This window comes from Saccharibacillus deserti, assembly GCF_013618475.1.
Classification (GTDB): Bacteria; Bacillota; Bacilli; order Paenibacillales; family Paenibacillaceae; genus Saccharibacillus; species Saccharibacillus deserti.
In genome coordinates this window covers 358,554-377,654 of sequence record NZ_JABJVN010000003.1, presented here as the reverse complement: position 1 = coordinate 377,654, position 19,101 = coordinate 358,554, and the positions used below count along the sequence as shown (strand labels likewise).

Here is a 19,101-nt window from a genome sequence, read left to right as displayed (position 1 = left end):
AAGTCAAGACATCCGAAAACATTTTTGATCATGGAATATACTGGAATACATAACGGGGGCCTGCGGGAATGGAGAAACTGTTGCAAGTCAGCAATCTGCGCGTCTCGTTCGCGGCGCGCGAAACGGAGACCGAAGCGGTGCGGGGAGTCAGCTTCGAGCTGCGCAAAGGGGAAACGCTCGGAATCGTCGGCGAATCGGGCAGCGGCAAGAGCGTCACGGCAAGAGCGATCATGCGCCTGCTGCCGGAAGCTTCCGCGCGCGTCAAGAGCGGCGAGATCCTGTTTCTGGGACAAAACCTAGCGCAGAAAACGAGAAAAGAAATGGAACAGATCCGCGGAAAAGAGATCGGCATGATCTTCCAGGACCCGATGACGTCGCTCAATCCGACGCTGCGCATCGGCGAGCAGATCGCCGAGACGCTACGCAAGCACCGCAAAATGTCCAAGCGCGAAGCCCGCGCCGAAGCGGTGGAAATGCTCAAGCTGGTCGGAATCCGCGACCCCGAGACCCGCTTCAATCAATATCCGCACGAATTCTCCGGCGGCATGCGCCAGCGCGCGATGATCGCGATCGCCCTCGCCTGCCGGCCGTCGCTGCTGATCGCCGACGAGCCGACGACCGCGCTCGACGTTACCATTCAGGCGCAGATCCTGAATGTAATGAAGCAGATGCAGGAAAAGCTCGGCACGTCGATCGTCCTGATTACGCACGACCTGGGCGTCGTCGCCGGCATGTGCGACCGCGTCGTCGTCATGAAAAGCGGCGAAATTGTGGAAGAAGGCACGACGGCAGAACTTTTTGCCAATCCGCGGCATCCGTATACGAAAAAGCTGCTGAACGCGCTGCCGAGGCTTGATGAGCCGAAAAAGCCCAAGCGGGCGCGGGCGGTTTTGGCGGGAGAGCCTTCCTCTGCAGCAGCCGGCGGCAGAAGCGGCGTCGCGGCGGGAGCGGCTTCCTCTTCGAATGAACACGCGGCGCACGGGACTTCGGGGAATGCTTTCGCCGACTCTCCTCCCCTGCTCGAAGTCCGTTCGCTGCAGCAGCATTTCAACCTGGGCAAAGGCCGTACGCTGCGCGCCGTCAACGATATCAGCTTCTTTATCCGCGAAGGCGAGACGCTTGGCATGGTCGGCGAATCCGGCAGCGGCAAATCGACGACCGGCCGGGCGATTCTGCGTCTGCACGAGCCGACGGGCGGCGACGTGCTGTATCGCGGCATGGCCGTCAACCGGCTGTCGCCCAAAGAAATGAAGCTGATGCGCCGCGAGATGCAGATGATCTTCCAGGACCCGTATGCCTCGCTCAATCCGCGGCTCAAGATTCTGGACATTATCGGCGAAGCGATGGACGTGCACGGCTTGTCGCAAAATCCGGTCCAGCGCCGCGCCCGCGTCGAGGAACTGCTGGAAATGGTCGGCCTCGACCCGGCGTTCGCGCTGCGCTACCCGCACGAATTCTCCGGCGGCCAGCGCCAGCGGATCGGCATCGCCCGCGCGCTCGCGGTCGAACCGAAGTTCATCGTCTGCGACGAGCCGCTGTCCGCACTCGACGTCTCGATCCAGTCGCAGATCGTGACGCTGTTGGAAGACCTTCAGCAGAAGCTCGGCCTGACGTATCTGTTTATCGCGCACGATCTGTCCATGGTCAAACATATCAGCGACCGCGTCGCCGTGATGTATGCGGGCAAAATCGTCGAATTGGCCGAAAGCGAAGAATTGTACCGCAATCCGCAGCATCCGTACACGAAGTCGCTGCTGGCGGCGATTCCCGTCCCCGATCCCGCAATCGAAGCGAAGAAAAAGCGTGTGCTGATGGAAGAAGACGTCCGCGAAGACAAGTACGGGCTGGAAGGTTCGGAACTGGTGGAGGTGTCGGCAGGGCACTGGGTGGCGATGCCGGCGAAAGAGTTGGCCGGGGATTGAACAAATAAGCCGGTTGTGTGTGTCAATCATCAAATACACAGCCGGCTTGTCTTTCAAGAAATCAATATCAGTATTCCAAAATCAAAAATCCACACAAAAAGGGAACTTAGCGGCCGCTAAGTTCCCTTTTTTTTCTTGCGCCCCTTAACGGGGATTCCGTAAATCAACAAGTGATTCTATAATGCGCCCCTTAACGGGGATAACGTTCATTTACTATATTACACATAATCATTCGAAAAGTCAATAGAATTTAAGCTTTTCCTCCGTGATACCAGTTGAAGTATCGAGCTTCTGCTTGTATACGTACTGGCTCAAGTTTAGAACAAATATCTTCGATTATCCTTTGTTTTTCAAATTTCGAAATAGAGACTTTAGGTTGAATCAAAGTAAGGGTTTCCCCTTCTTGCTCATGTTTGTTCCAGCCCCAGTAATTGAGTGTACAACTACCTTCATCATATTTGTATTGAATAGCATTAAACCTTTTTGATTTAATTGCGTCTAGCTTGTCAGGCATTGCTACACCGGTTCGATACCTAAGAACATCTTCTAAAGTCAATGTATTAGCGTATAGACTCACTATTGCATTCAAAATCCTTCCTTCCCAAGCTTTGTTTAATTTTACTGCCTGAGGACCATTTTTAGGATGGTTATAAGGAGGAATGACCTCAATTCTTTTTCGTGAAACTCTGGTCATATCACCAACTAACAATGTTGTATTTAATCCATTCAACCCCTGTATTTTCCCAACATTAAAAACCCCTTTTGATTCAACACGTTCTTTACTCGTTGTTGGAATAACCATTACAGAATCAAACTGCGGATAAATGTCCCATATTATAGCTTTATGCTTTTCGTCCCACTCAAACCCCATTCCAGTAAAATAACAGTCTACTACATCAAGCCTTGATAGCTTCGGCAGAAAATCTTTTGGCCTTGCAGGATCATAATTAAAGGACTTTGAGCTGCGTTCTGCAAATAATTCTAACCGAGATAGCGTCTTAATTCTCTCTTCCGGTGTTATCTTGTCCAAATGACCTAAAACACCTTGCATGTCTAGCAGTTTAGAAAAAAGACTGTTGAAGTCTTCATTTGACAGCTCGGTTATATGAGACACGAGATCATTTACAGTCTTAGACAATGTCATCCTTCTTCCTTTCATATTTTCATAATCATTACAGTATCAGAATTTGTTAAGAAAAAGTAGTCCGTATGAAGCACAAAATCACTTCGGCAATAAATACTGAAGTGATTTTTCATCTAATTTTAAAGTTTTAACCCAGCGTCCGCTCGACCGCCGGAGTTCCGGCGGCTGCGGCTTTCTTCACCATGCCGCGCGCGATATGCACGCCCGCCGCGCCGGCTTGGGCCAGACCGCGCGTGATCCCCGCGCCGTCGCCGCCGCAGTACAGGCCGCGGATCTCGGTCTCAAGCGTCTCGTCCAGCTTCGGACGGGCGGAGTAGAACTTCGCTTCCACGCCGTAGAAGAGCGTATGCTCGGACGCGATGCCCGGCGTGACCTTCTCCAGCGCTTCCACCATCTCGATCAGGCTCTTCATCGTGTTGTACGGCAGCACCAGACCCAGGTCGCCCGGCACGGCTTCCTTCAGCGTCGGCTCGAGGAACCCTTCACGGATGCGGTCCGGCGTGGAGCGACGTCCGCGCAGGATATCGCCGTACTTCTGCACGATGACGCCGCCGCTCGACAGATCGTTGGCGCGTTCGCAGATCTCGCGGGCGTACTCGTTCGGTTTGTCGAACGGCTCCGTGAATTTATGCGAAACGAGCAGCGCAAAGTTCGTGTTCCGCGAACCGAGCGCAGGGTCTTTGTACGAGTGGCCGTTCGCCGCCATGACGCCGCTGTGATTCTCCACCACGACGTGGCCGGACGGATTGCTGCAGAACGTGCGGACACGCGTGCCGACCGACGTGTTGAACACGAATTTGCCTTCGTACAGATGTTCGTTGATCTGGCGCATCACCACGTCGGACGTCTCGACGCGCACGCCGACGTCCACTTGGTTGTTGGTCAGCTTCAGGCGGCGCTTTTTGAACACGTCCGCCAGCCAAGCCGAGCCGTCGCGCCCCGGTGCGATCATGACGCGCGGCGCATGGTACTCTTCGCCGTTTTTGAGACGGATGCCCGTGACCGTGTGCTCTCCGCCTTCTTTTGTCGTAATCAGGTCGTCGACTTCGGCTTTGTATTTCATCTCGACGCGGGGTTTGAGATATTCGAAAATGGACTTCAGGATCTCCAGGTTCTGCTCCGTTCCCAGGTGGCGGACTTCCGCGCGCAGCAGCTTGAGTCCCGCCGAATACGCCTTCTGCTCGATATCGCGGATCGTATCGGTCGTCGGATCGGTGATCGACTCGGTCGCGCCGTGCTCCAGATTGATCGAATCGACATATTGGATCAGCTCCAGCACCTGCGAAGGCGACAGATAATCCGTCATCCATCCGCCGAATTCCGTCGTAATATTGAACTTGCCGTCGCTGTACGCGCCCGCGCCTCCGAATCCCGCCGTGATCGAGCAGGCCGGCAGGCAGCCCGCAAACTCTTTGCGTCCCGCGGCCGGCGGACAGAACTGGACTTTATTTTCCAGAATCGGACAGCGGCGTTTGTAGATATCGTGGCCTTTGTCGACGAGCAGCACTTTCCAGTCGGGGGCCTGACGCGTCAATTCGTAGCTGGCGAAGATGCCGGCCGGACCCGCACCGACGATAATGCAGTCGTATTGATTGGATGCTGCGGAACTCTGTTCGATCGTTTCAAAAGTAAGGGAATCGGTCATATGGGTAGTCTCCTCCTCTGATGGGCGCATACCGGGCTTCGGATTGCACAGACGGGTGGGCGGCGGCGGACAAGCTGCTGAACGCGCAAAAAAGCCCGGCTGACGGCAGGTATGCGAAAAGCATCCTATCCGTAGCCGGGACTTTACGGTTCCCTGGTAGAGACTCCCGAACCTTATCTCCGGGAATATACGAATGATTATATGATTAAGTATGGTATTGTTCGCTTTTCAACAAAACCAATCATACTTAATCCCCGGGAAAGAGTCAAGGCGAAATATCCGCATTATTCGATTTAAACGGAAAAATTCTATTAAATTCGCTCGAAAAATAATTATTTTACTCTTTTTCCGAACATTCGATCACCCAAACCTCTTTTTTATCTGCTTCGATTGTTAAGACACAATAGGAAGGAGGGTGTCCTGGAATTCGCCCATCTCGTCGAGTTCTCCGTCTTTGCGCGCAAATTCCACGATGAGTCTCGGATTCCCTTCGCTTTGGTCCAGCGTATACAGCACCCCGCCGTTCTCGGTAAAGCGCGATCCGCCCGGCTGCTCATAGTCTCGGAATCGCAGCTGGTCCAGCAGCTCGGCCCGCTGCGCCTCCGTCAAGTCCGGCTGCAGCACCTGCGTCACATAACGGACGACCGCGTCGTTGGATTCGTTCTCGAACTGCCCGGCTTCGATCGGCGCCAGTTGAAATGTGATCCGGCGCAGCTCGTCGTTATCCGCGTTCATCCAGGCTCTGTATCCGTAACCGGCGCCCTGCACACCAAACCTCTGCGCGGTGTCGCTAAGTCCGGGAATCGATTGATTGAATATGACATGATCGCTTACCGGCAGGATCAGCTGTTCCAGCTCTTGACTGGCCCCCGTCCGCCAACGCATCAGAAACTGTTCGTACGTCAATCCCAACCGCGTTCCCGCTACTCCATGCGGACCTTCGCCGCTGCGGTCTTCCTCTTCCGTCCAAATCGGCGGAGACTCCGTGCTCTTGTCGGCAGTCGGGCCGGCTTCCAGGTCCCGATCGGCACTCCCGGATTCCGCAGCCGGCTGCCCCGGTCCATCGGCCGATGCCGCCGCGGGAACCGCCCGGGAAGACACTGCGCCCGGCTCCCCTCCCTGCGTCTGCACCATCAATACGGCGGCCAGCGCCAATGCCGCGCAGCCCGCTCCGATTCCGCCGCCCATCAGCAGCCGACGCCGGCCATTCCCCGACTCCCGGCGGGGCGGCTCGGCTTCGCCCGGCAGCTTCGTCCAGGAACGGATGCCGGTCAGGATGCCGCTGCGAATCTGCTCTTTGCGCTGCGCGTCCAGCTTCGGAATATCAATCAGCCCTTTGCCCGGCCCCCGTCCGCTTCCTCCTGTCGGTCCGTTAATCCCCATCGCCCGCTGCTCCCCCTATCCATTCTTGAAATTCGCCGTTTTTGCGCAGAACGCGCAGCGCCCGGTGGCTCACCGTCCGTACTCTGGCTTCGCTGCAGTCGAGCAGGGCGGCCGTTTCCTTGACGCTCAATTCTTTTTGATACAGAAAAAAGATCACTTCCCGCTGCGCCGGCTTCAACGCGTCCAGCAGTCCCAGCACTTTCGCACGCCGCTCCTCCGTAAGCAGCGCCCGTTCCGGTTCGTCCGCCGCGGATGCATGCTCTTCCTTGTGGGACACGAATCCCGCCAGCGTCCAGCGCCTGCGCCGCAGCGCATCCAGAGCGGCGTTGCGCGCAATAGCCGTCAGCCAGGTTTTGGGCGAGGATTGGCCTTTGAACGCGTGCAGATTGCGGTACGCTTTGATAAAGACTTCCTGCAGAATATCTTCCGCTTCGCTGCCCCGGTCTCCCAGCATAAAATACAAATATTGATGAATATCTTCGTAATACGATTCGAACCATTCCGCGATCAGCTGCTCCCCTTCGGATCCGTCCGCCGCTGCCGCCTGTTGTTCTTTTGTAGATCCGTCCGGTTTCGACATAAGAATCGGTGCTCCGCCCCCGCTCCATATCCGCTCCGCCAAAACACCGCCTCCTTTCTATCCTCTTTTTATATTAGACGCGGCTTGAACGCCATGTATGTCAGTTTGTTTCGCGGATTCCACAGGAATCCCTCCTCCTTCCGTCGAATAGTCCCAGTCGGACGCGGATACGCCGGCAACCGCGGCTGTCCGCGAAGCGAGAGGAGCGATGACATGCAGGTTCGTCTAAGCGAGTATAACCCGGAGTGGGCGGTCGGGTATCAGGAAGAAACCGAATTCCTGCGCACCGTGTTCGGCGAAGAAATAGTGAGCTTCGAACACTTCGGCAGCACCTCGGTCCCCGGCATGAGCGCCAAACCGGTCATCGACATGATGGCGATCGTGCGCGATATTGCGGCGATCGACGGGTACAACGCGCGCATGATCGAACTCGGCTACGACGCGGCAGGCGACTGGGGGATTCCCGGCCGCCGGTTGTTCCGCAAAGGCGGCGAGGCGCGTACGCATCATATCCACTTCTACGAGGCCGACAGCCCGCACATCGCGCGTCATCTGACCGTGCGCGATTACCTGCGGGCGAGAGCGGACGAAGCGCAGGCTTACACTGCATTCAAAGCGGCCCTGGCTTCCCGTTTCGACGAAACGAGCGGCTACAGCCCGGCCAAAAAAACTTACGTCGGCGAGTTGGAAAAACGTGCGTTGGCGTGGGCGGAAGCGTCCGGACGAAACCTCGATTAAGGAGCGCGCATACGCCGAACAGCCCGGACATCGGCCCGGGCTGTTCGGCTTTGCAGGCGGGGACGGCGGGAGAAGGCGGAGCGCTTAGCCGCCAGGCGAGACTTACGCCGAAGACGGCGTCTCGCGCCTGCCCAAATAACGGTTCCTGCGCAGTTATTTGCCCAACTCGTCCTGCACTTCAATCGCAATCGGCCTGCGTTTGCTATCCAGCAGCTTCACGGTCCAGGTGTCCCGCGCTTCGTCGTACATCGCTTCCTGCACAACCGGAATTCCCGCTGCTCCCTTCTTGAGCGAATCGAGCGCCATCTCTACGGCCCGAGACTGCGCCAGTTCCGCTCCCTCGGGCCGGGGATCTTCCAGAATCTCGATTCGCGCGGCGGCGGCTTTTGCCGGGTAGGAGGTCATCACCGTGCTGCCCGGTTCCATCCGGACATCGACGCCCATCCCGACCCGAATATCGGCGGTTTCCGGGGCGCCGTAGAAGAAAGTCGCGTCGTAATAAGCGTCGTCTCCTCCGCTATCGCCAAAATCCTCTTTTTCCGGCGAGACGACCAAAACGCCTTCCGGGCTGTCCGCCTGGATGACGTACCCGCTGCCCGCAGAGACCAAGCCTTGTTCGTCTTTCGGATTCGCCTGCGGCCCGGATGATGCACGGCGATCAGCCTCGGTTGATCCGCAGGCCGATGCAATAAGCAGAGCCAGTCCTACCCCTCCGAACCCGACAATCTGTCGGCGTCTATTCGATTTCCCGATTTCCCGATATTCCGCATCCCGCACAATAGCAAAAGAATGTTCGTCCGGCTCAAGCCGTCCGATAGCTTCGCGAACAGCTTCGGCGGGCGTCGATCCGCTATTCGGCAATATAATCCCCTCCCGGAGGTTCTGTTTTCCAAATAACCCATTTTCTTTCCGACGTTTCGGCAGCGTTAAAAGTTGCACCCCGCGTTAACGCCAAAAAGAGCCTTCCCGTTATCTGACGAATACGGAAAAGACTCTTTTGCCTGTGTCACATCGCTGCGACTTAACGCTTAAAACACGCCCCGCAGTCCCCGCCTTAACCCTTCCAGATCCAGCCCGTCCGCCGCAAAAGCGGCTCGGATCAGGTTCGGCGGCGTGAACTCGTCGTACTTGCCGAGGTAAGGCGCTTCGAACTCGTCGAGCATCTGGATCGAATCCTCCATGCGCTCGCTCTCGGACAGGATCAGCTGCTGCAGTTCGTCGGCGTCGGTGCGTCCGGCTACCACCATGTAATGCGGTTCCATCGGGACGATGGAACGAAGCGAGAGCTGCCGCGACAGATTGTTCTTCAGCAGCCGCTCCAACGTCCGGAATTCCCGGCTGCCGATCCACGGCATAACGAACAGGGAATCGCCGCCCGCGGGCAGCACGAGCCGTTCGGTCAGGCCGGTCTCGCGGGACAGGCGCCGGGCGCGTTCGAGCCGGGCGGCCGCGTTGGGAGCCAGATACGGATAGAGCGTGTTTTCCCGCAAAATATCGCGCATCTTGCGCACGATCCGCGTATGCATATCGCCGCCTGCTCCGAGCCAGAGCGTATCGACTTTGCCTTTGGCATGTTTGACGTAGACGGCTTTGTGCCGGTTGTCGACTTCTTCGACTTTCCAGAGCCGACCGGCGAGCGAGAAGCAGTAGCCGGCCGGCGGCACGGTCGTGATCGAACCGATCTCTTCCGAACCGTCGTAGACGGCATGCTCTTCTTCGTCTTGAAATACGGCATAGAAGCGGTAATGGCCCGATACGCGCTCGCCCATCAGTCCCACGATCAGCATGCCGTCTTCCGTCTGTTCGATATGGTCGGTCGCAAGCAGATACTCCAGCAGCTCGCGGTACTGATCCGTCGTAAAGTTGGCAAAAGGAGGCAGTGTCAGCACGGCGCGGGCGAGTTCGCCCGCTTCCGCTTCGCCAAAACTGCGCAGCACGCTCATCGTCTGATGGTACAGCAGGCCGAGCGGCAGCTGGCGCACCGTCTGCGGCTCGATCCATTTCTCCTTGACGTACAGTTCGCACACGGCGATCGCCCGCAGCAGCGTCCACGGCATGCGCGCGGGAAGCTGCGCTTCCTCGTCGTCTTCTTCCGCGCAGACGAACATCATCTCCGCGACCGCGCCTTCGCGCCGGCCCGAACGGCCGAGCCGCTGGACGAAGCTGGCGCAGGAATACGGCGCGCCGAGCTGCATCACCCGTTCCAGACTGCCGAGGTCGATACCGAGTTCAAGCGTCAGCGTCGCCGCCGCGACCGCCGGGCCGTACCCTTCGCGCAGGGCCGTCTCGGCTTCTTCGCGCAGCATCGAAGAGATGCTGCCGTGATGCACGTGGAACACGTCGGGCTGCTGGCGCAGCTCGGCGATCCGGCGCATCTCCAGAATCGTCGTCTCGGCAACGGTGCGGCTGTTGGTGAAGATCAGCGCCTTTTTGAGATGGGTATGGTCATAAATGAAGTTGTTGTACGACTTCTTCGCATTCTCCAGCGCTTCGCTCTGCCGCTCGTCGCGGGCGTCCGGCATGGCGAAGTTCTCGATCGACAGCCGCAGTTTGCGTCCGCCCGGCGGCGAGACCAGCTCGACCGGAATACGCGTGCCGCCGGCCAGCCAGGACTTCACGGCCTCGTAGTCGCCGAGCGTCGCGGACAAGCCGATCCGGCGCGGCGAACAGCCCGCCATGCGGGACAGGCGTTCGAGCTGGCTCAGCACCTGGGAGCCGCGGTCCGCCCCCATGAAGGCATGCACTTCGTCGATGACGATAAAGCGCAGGTCGCCGAACAGCGCCGGAATGGCGTTGGGGCGGTTCATGAGCAGCCCTTCCAGCGATTCGGGCGTAATCTGGAGCACGCCCGACGGATGGCGCATGACTTTGGTCTTCTCGGACTGCGGCACGTCGCCGTGCCAATGCCAGACCGGGATATGCGCATCGCGCATCAGCCCTTCGAGCCGCTGGAACTGGTCGTTGATCAGCGCTTTGAGCGGTCCGATGTACAGAATGCCGACCGAAGAGGACGGTTCCTGTTCAAGCAGCGTCAGCGCCGGAAAAAAGGCGGCTTCGGTCTTGCCCGAAGCCGTCCCGGAAGCGATCAGCATATGATGGTTCGTATCGAGCACCACGCGGCTCGCTTCCACCTGCACTTCGCGCAGCTCTTCCCAGCCGCTGCGGTAAATATACTCCTGGATGAACGGGGCCAGCCGGTAAAACGGATGCTCCGCGCTCACAGATCAAGCTCCGCGAGAATATCGTCCGGCCCTTCGTCGCCCGCCGCGGCACTGCCCGGAAGCGTGTCTTCCGCCGATTCCGGCGAACGTCCGGAGCGGGAGTCGGACAAACCGCGGGCCGGACGCGCTTCCGACACGCCGCCGCGGAACGCCTGGCCCGCCGCTTCGCAAGAAGCACCGCCATACGGATCAAAAGCCGCTGCCCGCAGCCCGTCGACATTCTCTCCGCTCTGGAAGCCGCTTCCGCGCGGACGCGGCTTGGCAGAGAATTCCGGCTCCGGCGCGGATGACGCCTCGCCGGCCGAAGAGAAGAGATCGCCGCCGGACTGCGGCTGTCTCGCATCCGCCAAGCTGCCCCGACCGGCCGGATGCCCCGACGATTCGCTTCCGCCCGCGCCGGATACACGCATGCCGGAATCGGAACCTGGAGCCGCCGGCCCCGAATCGCTGCGGCTCGGGCCGACGTTTCCGCGCGGGGCATCCGTGCCGGTTAAGCCCGGAGCGCCCGATACGCCAAGACCGGGACTGCCCGGTCCGCCAAGCGACAAACCGCCGATCTGCGGCGCGCGGCCCAGGACGTCCGGCAGCAGCTCGTCGAAGCTGCGGTCCGGGTATTGGTGCAGCGTATTGAGCAGATCCATGAAGTCGCGTACGACTTCGCGGGTCGTCAGCAGCGCATCCGCGCCCATCCGGCCAAGCTCCGACTCCATGAACCGGGTCAGCTGCTTCTGATCGAGCGCCGCCGCGTAGCCGTAATGCGAGGAGTGCAGGTCTCGCAGCTTCTCCAGCAGCACGAGAATCTCCGCGTGCGAGAGCATCTCCAGCCGCAGGATCGGGCCGGCGTAATGCAGCATGCCCGCCCCTTCGCCGAAGCGGCCCGCGACGAGCCGCGAACGCAGCGCGTCGTAGCTGAACAGCCCGCGGCGCTGGTCTTCCACGAACTGCGGCGTGCCGCCGAGGAAGATCCCGAGGTGCTGCGCTTTGCCCTGCATCGTATCGTTGAAGATCGTCAGCAGCTTCTCGTAGTTGCTCTGCCGGGACACGGTATTCGTGATCTTGTACAGATTGACGCCTTCGTCGATAAACAGCAGCAGTCCTTTGTACCCGATCTTCGCCATGAATTCCGCCCACAGCTTCATATAGTCGTACCAGTTGTCGTCGTCGATGATGACGCCGACTCCCAGGCATTTGCGCGCCTCCGTCTTGGTCGGGAACTCTCCCCGAAGCCAGCGCAGCGCATTCTGCTTCAGTTCGTCGTCGGACATCTTGTAGCCGTTCCAATACGCCGACAGCACGCGCGCGAAGTCGAATCCGTGCACCATATGCTCCATATTGCCCGTCACTTCGAAGATGCGCCGCTCCACTTCCACCTGCAACTTCTCATCGTCCGGCCGCAGGCCGAGTTCCGCCATCGCCTGCTGCTGGAGCGAGGCGAACCATTTTTGCAGCACGGCTTCCAGCGCTCCGCCATCGGGCCGCGTACGCGTCGACAGATGCGTCATCAGCTCGCGGTACGTCCCGAGTCCCTGCCCTTTGGTACCGACCAATCGGCGTTCCGGGGACAGATCCGCATCGGCCACGACAAAGTCGCGATCCATCGCATAGTTGCGCAGAATCTGGATCAAAAAGCTTTTGCCGCTGCCGTAACGGCCCGTGATCAGCTTGAACGCCGCTCCGCCTTCCGCCACGTTCCCAAGCTCCCGAAGCACCGATTCGATCTCGGGCTTCCGCCCCACCGCTATATATTCAAGTCCGATCCGCGGCACGACGCCGGCGCTCAGCGAGTTCACCAGTGCCGACGATATCCGCTTGGGGATCTTCGTTTGATTAGCATTCACGTTCAGTCACCTCCGAATGTTGCTCCACGGGACGTCCGCCGAAGCGTATCGTCCCGCCCACACTATACCACAGTCTTTGTTTTTCTTCCGTTTCCAAAAACGTCTTTCTGCGCATGCAGGACCCTCCGTTCGCATTCAGACGGATACGGACGCGGAACATGCGCCGATTTCAATCCGTACGCAGTCCGGCGAGATTCTCCGTGTATTCTTCCAGCACTTCGCCGCCGTCGATCAGCAGATCCCCGATCGCTTCCATCGCCGCTTCGTTGATCCGGTCGATCATCGTTTCCGGCAGTTCGCCGGAAGCCCCGGCAATCGCCATCCGCTGCGCATCGCTTGAACCGAGCAGCACGGCGCGGATCATGGCACGCTCCGCCGGACCGAGCCTGGCGGCCAAATCCTGCCAGTCGCTGCCGAGCGCAGAGACGTCCCATCCGTCCGAGGCTGCCGCGTCGGCCTGCGGCGAATCGCCGCCCGGCGCTGCCGCCTCCGGAACTGCGGCAGAGCGATCGGGCGTTTTGCCGCAGCCGGCCTCGTCTGTTCGCCGCGGCGCTGCCGCCTCCGAAACCGAGGCATAACCCGCTTCCTGCGCAGCCGCTTTTGAAGTTCCCGCAGCCGGAGAATCTTCCGGTTCAAACGACAGGGCGCCGGGAACCGTTTCTCCCGCCCAGCCGTATCCGGAGTCTTCCGGCAGCTCGAGCGTCTCGAAACCTTCGTATTCGCCGGCTTCGGGCAGCTCCCCTTGCTGTGAAACCTCTTGTACAAAGAGATCGGAGGTTTCGTCTGCCCGGGCTGCGGTACCGCTTCCGCCGGCCGCTTGGTCTGCGTCCGCGTGCGGGACCGGCTCCGGATCGCTCTGCCCCGGATCCGCCGGTTCTGCCGGGCTGCCGGATGCCATCAATTCTCCGGTCAGCATACGCAGCACCTCGTCGGAATCGCGGCGCAGCTTCTCCAATTCTTCAAGGTCGAACCGGACCTCGGGAAGTTTCGGCGGTTCCGGCGCACGGCGTTCTTCGGGCGGCAGGAACTCGCGCTCCGCCGCACCGGCGATCACTTCGGCCAGTTCCGGATCAAGTTTGATGCCGCGCAGCCGGCCGCCGAACTTAAAGCGGGCACGCAGCTCGTTCTCCGTCTGGCGGACCACCTGCGTGATGAAATCGCGCAGCTGCGCATGCAGTCCAAGCTTCGGCGCACGGACAAGAAACGTCCGTCCGTACAGCTCGGGATCGTACACGGCGCTGCGGAACAAATAGCGTTCCGTAATCCGGATATCGGCTTCCCGGAACAAACCGGTCAGCCGGATGCCCCGGGAGCGGATCAGATGCTCGTCGAGCGCCTGTACAACAAGAGGCAGCACGCGCGGGAGCGTCTTTTTGCCGGCGTCCTTGTAGAAACGGCTCGTCGTGACGTCGTAATCCGACAGCCGGGCGATCAGTTCCCAGCTCAGGTCGGCCGGCTGTCCTTCGAACCGCCGGGACAGCTCGAGATCAAGCAGTTCGCCGGCGAGAAGCCCGGACGTCTGCTCGAGTGCGGGAGATTCCGGCAGATCGAGCGCATGGACCAGCGCAAATTCGCGCACCCAATCCGCCATATAGCCGTCGAGGCGGCGGAATCGTGCCCGGTAGCTCTCCCATACGCGGATCAGCATCTCCAGTCCGTCATGCGGATGCTCCCAGCCGATTCCGTTGATGAGCTCATAAATGTAGATAAACAGGTAGGACAGATCCGTCTCGACTTTTTCGCCCCGACGAAACTCGGTTCTCCAATAAAAATACCAGCGCTCCTGCTCGGGCTTCATCGCGGCAAACGTCGGCCAATAGCTCGAAAAAGGTGCGAACGGCACTTCTTCTTCCGTGCGTTCCGCCGTTTCGCGCGCGCGACGTACGAATTCCCGCTCCGCGGACTGCGGCTGCACGGGGCGTACCGGCCGGACTTCGCCGGCGGCGGAAGAAGACGGACGGCGCCGGGGTACAGGCGCCGAACGCTCCGGCTGCGGACGCGAGATCTGCGTGTCGCGCGGATCGGGCTCGGGCCAGGCGCCCGGCGCGCGGGGCGGGATGGACATTCCCCGCCGCACAGGCGCTTCCGGGCGGGCAGCCGCTTCGTCGACGAACATCTCGGCCATGCCGGCCGTATCCTTCTTCCAGGAAGACAGTTTCATTTCCGGTCTGCTTTGCAGCGGAGGCCGCCCGCCCGGCACCGCCGCCCCTCGGCCGGGATCCAGCAGCAGGAAGCTGCGCGTCAGCGAATCGTAGAGCTTCAGCAGCCGAATCTGTACGGCACGGACACGCGCATCGTTCATATGGCCTTCGTCCGAATAGACGGCGATCCGGACCCTCGCTTCGGCCGAGTCGATCCGGCTGAACAGACGGGTCTCGTCCGAACGAACGGACGCGTCGGGCTCCAGCAGAAGCAGAATATCCGCCTGCAGCTTGTCTTCGAATTCGCCTTTTTGCAGTTGGGAGACCGGGCGCAGAATCAGACCCGAGGCCGCTTCTTCTTCGTTCTTAGACGAATCTCCGTGGGGCGGGCGTTCATTCGCCCAGCGCTGCAGCCGTTCGACAAGGCCGCTTTCCGGCGCCGGGTCGGAGTTCGTCGTTTCCGAACCGGTCCGCGCAGAGCCGCCGTGAACGGAGGACTGCTCTTCCGTGGGTCCGTTCGATAGAGGAGAGTGTGCGCCGCCGGGTTCTCCGTCCCCGGCCACCCCGCCTGCCTGCGTTCCGCCCGCTGCGGGTTCTACCGCCTCGGCCAGCGCCGTCAGCAGCTCGCGGCGTCCGACCACAACCAGCCGGCAGTCCGGTGCCGCGGCCAGCGCCTCCGCCGCAAAAGCCGCCAGCTCCGCCAGCCATCGCTCGGCTCCGCCGTACAGGCCGCCGTTCATGCCCCAGCCGGCCAGGTAGCGCAGATGCGCAAGCGCCGGCCGTTCTTCGCCGGCCTGCGCAGGCTTGGGCCCTTCGAGCGCCAGCGGCAGCTCTCCGGCCTCCGCCTCGCCCGGCAGCCCGAGGCGCTGCCGGTACGAGAAGCCGGCCGAGACCAGGCCGGCCGACCCTCCGCCCGCGCCGTGCTCGCGCAGGCTCCGGGCAAATTCCGGCGCCTCGAGGTCGATCCATCCGTCCTCGAGGCGCAGATACCGACGCCCCGTGCTCCAGGCGTCGACCAGCTCGGCGGCCGTGAACAGCCGCCCGCCCGCGCTCAAGACCGGCTCGGCGTGAACGACCCCCACGCCCCGCTCAAGGACCGGACCGCCGCGCAGCGACCAGCTCCAATCCGACGCGTCGTAGAGCCGGTGCAGATCGCGGAACTTCGCCGCGCTTCGGCCCGCAATCAGCGGACCCCATTCGCGTTCGGCCAGGCGCGCGAATTCCGCCAGGGCTTCGCCGCCCACCGTTCCGCCGCCTGCGGAACCGAATAAACGGCTCACCGTCTCCGTCCCCAGGGCCGGACGCATCAGAAACGCCGGCCCCGCGTTCTCACCCGAGCTTTCGGGCAGCCGTTCGACGGGGCGATCGCCTGCGCTGCCCGCCGGACCGTCCGGTTCTTCGCCCGAAGCGGCCTCCGCATTTCCGGCTCCGCCCGAATCAGAGACGGCGGCTTCTTCGGCGCCGTCTCTGCTTGGGACAAGCTGCAGCACATACCCTTCCAATCCGGCTATCCGCAGCATATTCGCACCGCGGGAGACTTCAACGGCCGCATGATTCTCGCCGCAGTCCACGAGGTCGATCCGGCCCGCCGGTTCTGCCGAATACTCGATCTCGCTGCTCACGGCAAGTCCTCGCCCGCGCATGGACGGAATCGTCCGAACGAGCAGTTCTTCCCATTCTTCCGGTCCGATCCGGCGTCCGATCCAGTCCAGGTCGTCTTCTTCGAACCCGGGCATATCGATCAGCTCGTATCCGGCGTCGACGAAGCGGCCGAACCAGCCCGGCTCCAGATAGAGCGCGCCTTCCGGCAGCCGTCCGATCAGCGAAGAACGTTCGCCGTCGAGGAAGAACGTCAGGCCGAGTCCCCGGTCCGGATCGGCCATCAGCGCCAGTTCGACCTCGTCGCCCATATGCAGATGCATGCCCGGAGCATCGCCTCTTCCGATCGCTTTCAGCAGCGTGTCGCGTACGACAAGCAGCCGGGAAGCGCGGATCGGCGTCTCTTCCCGGTTCAGCCGATACTCCGGCAGCATGTAGCGCGGCAGCGGCGTCAGGGCATCGCGAAGCAGAACGGGTCCTTCCCCGTCCGTTGCGCTCAGCCAGAACTGTCCTCCGCTGTCCGCATTCAGATACAGATGGTACGAATACGCCGCCGTCCTTGCGAAAAAGTCGCTCATTCCACTCCCCTGACTCCCTTGTCCGACAAATTGTAGAGCTGCGCCGATAATGGGCTTTCCTGAATTTTCGATTCGTCCATTATACCATCGTTTGCCCGCGGATAAATAAATTTCGAATATAAAAAGCGAACCCGCCCGCTCCTCCCCGGACACGGGAAAGAACCGAATCCGGTGTCCGGATCGGTCCTTCCTTTACCGGTTTATTTCCGGTTACACCTTGAACTGCCCGATCATTTGATTCAAACGGTCCGCGCTTTCGTTCGTTTTCCGCGCTTCTCCGGCAATGCCGTTGGCTTTGCCGACGACACTGGCCGTCTTGTCCGCGATCTCTTCCGTTCCTTCGGCGGAGTCGTTGTTGGAACTCGAAATTTCGTTGATGGCCTGCGCCAGATTTTGCACGGATGCGCTCAGCTCCTCGCTGGTCGAACTGAACTCGGATACCATCCGGTCCATGTAGAGCGCATCGTTCAGATAAGACTCGCTCGTTCGGCTCATCATCGTATAATCTTCGGCAATCGTGCCGGTAAGCATGTCCATCAGACGCTGCGTGAAATGCTGCAGGTTGCTGACCGAGTCCGTCACGCTTCCGGTAATCAGCTGGATTTGTCCCACCGTGTTTTTGGAAGCGTCGGCCAATTTTCGAATTTCGTCGGCCACGACGGCGAACCCTCTGCCCGCTTCCCCGGCTCTTGCCGCTTCGATCGAAGCGTTGAGCGCCAGCAGGTTCGTCTGCTGGGTGATTTGCAGAATCGCTTCGCTCAGCGCCTTGATGGCATCGACCGACTTGGATTTTTCCAGCGCTTCCCGCAGACCGGCCTGCACTTCCCCATAAGCATTCGTCGTCTCGGCAATGGAGGTTTCAAGCGCCGTTTTGAGCTCTTTGGCACGTCTGCTGATGACGGCGGCCTCTTCCGCCCCTTCTTGGGCGCCTCTGGAGATCGAACCGATCGCTTTCTCGAATTCATCCGTGGACGCATTGATCTGCTGCGCCGAAGCCGCCGTTTCCTCCATGCCCGCGGACATGCTCTGCGTCGTGAGCGAGACTTCCCGCAGTTCGTTGTCCATATCGGTAAACATGAAATGTACGGTGTTGGATACTTCTTTGAGATGGGCGGATTCTTCGTTGACCGACCGGATTACCTTCTTCGTATTCTCGTGCATCTTGTTCATCGAGCGAATAAGCACCCCTGTCTCGCCGGCGCTGCCGATATATTTTTGCGGCAGTTCCCGGGAGAAGTCGCCTTGAGCCATAAACTCCAACTGCTCGGACGCCACCCGGATCGGACGGACAATGCTGCGTACCACCAGGAACAGAACCGTCAAAGCGATCAGCAGCGCGGCCAACGTTATGGCAACCATCGTCGCGAGCATGCTGTACAGGCCGTTCATATAACTGCTGACGGGCAGGTAAGTCACGACATTCATTTTGAGCACATCGTCTTTGATAAAAGAAGCGAGGTAGCGCACGCCGTCAATCGTCACATAACCGGTTCCTTGTTCGGATACGGCAAGCTGCCGCAGTCCTTTTTCGTTAGCCAGCTTGGTGAAGTCGGTCTTCAGCACCTGGTCCACATCGTGCGAGGCGATCACCATCCCTTTTTCGTCGGTGACGACGGTCGTAATGACCTGCTCGTCTTCTTTTTGGGTGATTTCGCTCAGCAGGACATTTACGTTGATCGGAAGAGCGAACACGCTCAGTAGAGTACCGGTAGCGGGGTCTTTGACAGGAGCCGCTATCGCGATAGCGGGAAGACCCGTGACCGGCGATGCCTGCAGATCCCCCACCACGGGAGCGCCGCTGTCGAGCACGGGTTTGTACCACGGCGATGTCGACAGCATGTCCGTACCCTGCGATACGCCTCCCAGACCGTCTACATACACTTTATCCCGATACGTAAAAAAGATATTTTCATACAATCCGTTTGAGCTGTTCAGCTTTTCGGCGATGCTGCTTTGGATTCGATCGAATCCCGCCTGCTCGGCTGCGCCGGTTGCGTTCAATTTTTTGAAATAATCGAGGTTGAACAGTTCTTTGGAGATCGAATCGGTCATGTTCTGCTGGGCCGAGACCATCATTTGAAGCTCGGTGACTTTCTCGTCCGCGACCCGCGTCAGAGACTCGGTGTTCATGCTTTCGTACGAACGGGTAGTCATGTATCCGATCGCCGCGATAGAAATGACCATCGATACGACGATGCATACAGCCGCAATAGACAATATTCGCAAAAACAAGCTTTCGGTCAGGCTTCGAAACAACTTCATATCCGTTACAGGCTCCTTTATATTCGATTTCGGCACTTGAGAATGGGCGG

General features: G+C 59.9%; 10 protein-coding genes, 1 pseudogene and 1 riboswitch. Of the genes and pseudogenes, 2 read left to right on the top strand and 9 right to left on the bottom strand.

Features of this window, described 5'->3' with window-relative positions; genetic code table 11:
- Nucleotides 1-68 precede the first annotated feature (68 nt).
- Nucleotides 69-1,922 carry an ABC transporter ATP-binding protein gene (locus HOP44_RS11825; RefSeq protein ID WP_172253500.1) on the top strand — a complete coding sequence of 618 codons (1,854 nt, stop codon included), beginning with the start codon at nt 69-71 and terminating at the stop codon, nt 1,920-1,922.
- Between the two features lie 250 nt (nt 1,923-2,172).
- Here HOP44_RS11825 and HOP44_RS11820 read toward each other — a convergent pair whose 3' ends face one another.
- The 4 genes from HOP44_RS11820 to HOP44_RS11805 all read right to left on the bottom strand — a co-directional run bounded on the left by HOP44_RS11820 (nt 2,173) and on the right by HOP44_RS11805 (nt 6,716).
- Entirely contained in the window at nt 2,173-3,060 is an 888-nt protein-coding gene (locus HOP44_RS11820) for a hypothetical protein (RefSeq protein ID WP_172253498.1), read from the bottom strand.
- Nucleotides 3,061-3,193: 133 nt separating this feature from the next.
- Complete coding sequence (locus HOP44_RS11815) at nt 3,194-4,711, bottom strand: NAD(P)/FAD-dependent oxidoreductase (RefSeq protein ID WP_172253496.1); 1,518 nt, start codon at nt 4,709-4,711, stop codon at nt 3,194-3,196.
- Nucleotides 4,712-4,823: 112 nt separating this feature from the next.
- Nucleotides 4,824-4,924, bottom strand: a riboswitch (purine riboswitch).
- Nucleotides 4,925-5,104: 180 nt separating this feature from the next.
- Nucleotides 5,105-6,094 carry a hypothetical protein gene (locus HOP44_RS11810; RefSeq protein ID WP_172253494.1) on the bottom strand — a complete coding sequence of 330 codons (990 nt, stop codon included), beginning with the start codon at nt 6,092-6,094 and terminating at the stop codon, nt 5,105-5,107.
- Nucleotides 6,084-6,716 (bottom strand): RNA polymerase sigma factor, encoded by a 633-nt coding sequence (locus tag HOP44_RS11805; RefSeq protein WP_172253492.1) that lies wholly within the window; start codon nt 6,714-6,716, stop codon nt 6,084-6,086. The genes HOP44_RS11810 and HOP44_RS11805 overlap by 11 nt, the downstream gene beginning before the upstream one ends.
- 171 nt (nt 6,717-6,887) lie before the next feature.
- On the opposite strand from HOP44_RS11805, the gene HOP44_RS11800 reads away from it, so the two are divergent.
- Entirely contained in the window at nt 6,888-7,412 is a 525-nt protein-coding gene (locus HOP44_RS11800) for a GrpB family protein (RefSeq protein ID WP_172253490.1), read from the top strand.
- 153 nt (nt 7,413-7,565) lie between these two features.
- On the opposite strand, the gene HOP44_RS11795 is transcribed toward HOP44_RS11800, so the two are convergent.
- The 5 genes and pseudogenes from HOP44_RS11795 to HOP44_RS11775 form a co-directional block, all read right to left on the bottom strand.
- Nucleotides 7,566-8,273 (bottom strand): DUF3221 domain-containing protein, encoded by a 708-nt coding sequence (locus tag HOP44_RS11795; RefSeq protein WP_172253488.1) that lies wholly within the window; start codon nt 8,271-8,273, stop codon nt 7,566-7,568.
- 167 nt (nt 8,274-8,440) lie between these two features.
- The gene (locus tag HOP44_RS11790; RefSeq protein ID WP_172253486.1) at nt 8,441-10,633 is read right to left on the bottom strand and encodes a DEAD/DEAH box helicase; all 2,193 of its coding nucleotides are present in this window, start codon (nt 10,631-10,633) and stop codon (nt 8,441-8,443) included.
- 557 nt (nt 10,634-11,190) lie between these two features.
- Nucleotides 11,191-12,471: pseudogene (locus tag HOP44_RS11785) on the bottom strand (ATP-binding protein); the annotation flags it as partial.
- A 169-nt stretch (nt 12,472-12,640) separates the two neighbouring features.
- Entirely contained in the window at nt 12,641-16,789 is a 4,149-nt protein-coding gene (locus HOP44_RS11780; RefSeq protein ID WP_172253482.1) for a TerB N-terminal domain-containing protein, read from the bottom strand.
- A gap of 210 nt (nt 16,790-16,999) precedes the next feature.
- Nucleotides 17,000-19,051, bottom strand: a complete 2,052-nt coding sequence (locus HOP44_RS11775; RefSeq protein WP_246369750.1) for a methyl-accepting chemotaxis protein — start codon at nt 19,049-19,051, stop codon at nt 17,000-17,002.
- Nucleotides 19,052-19,101 lie beyond the last annotated feature (50 nt).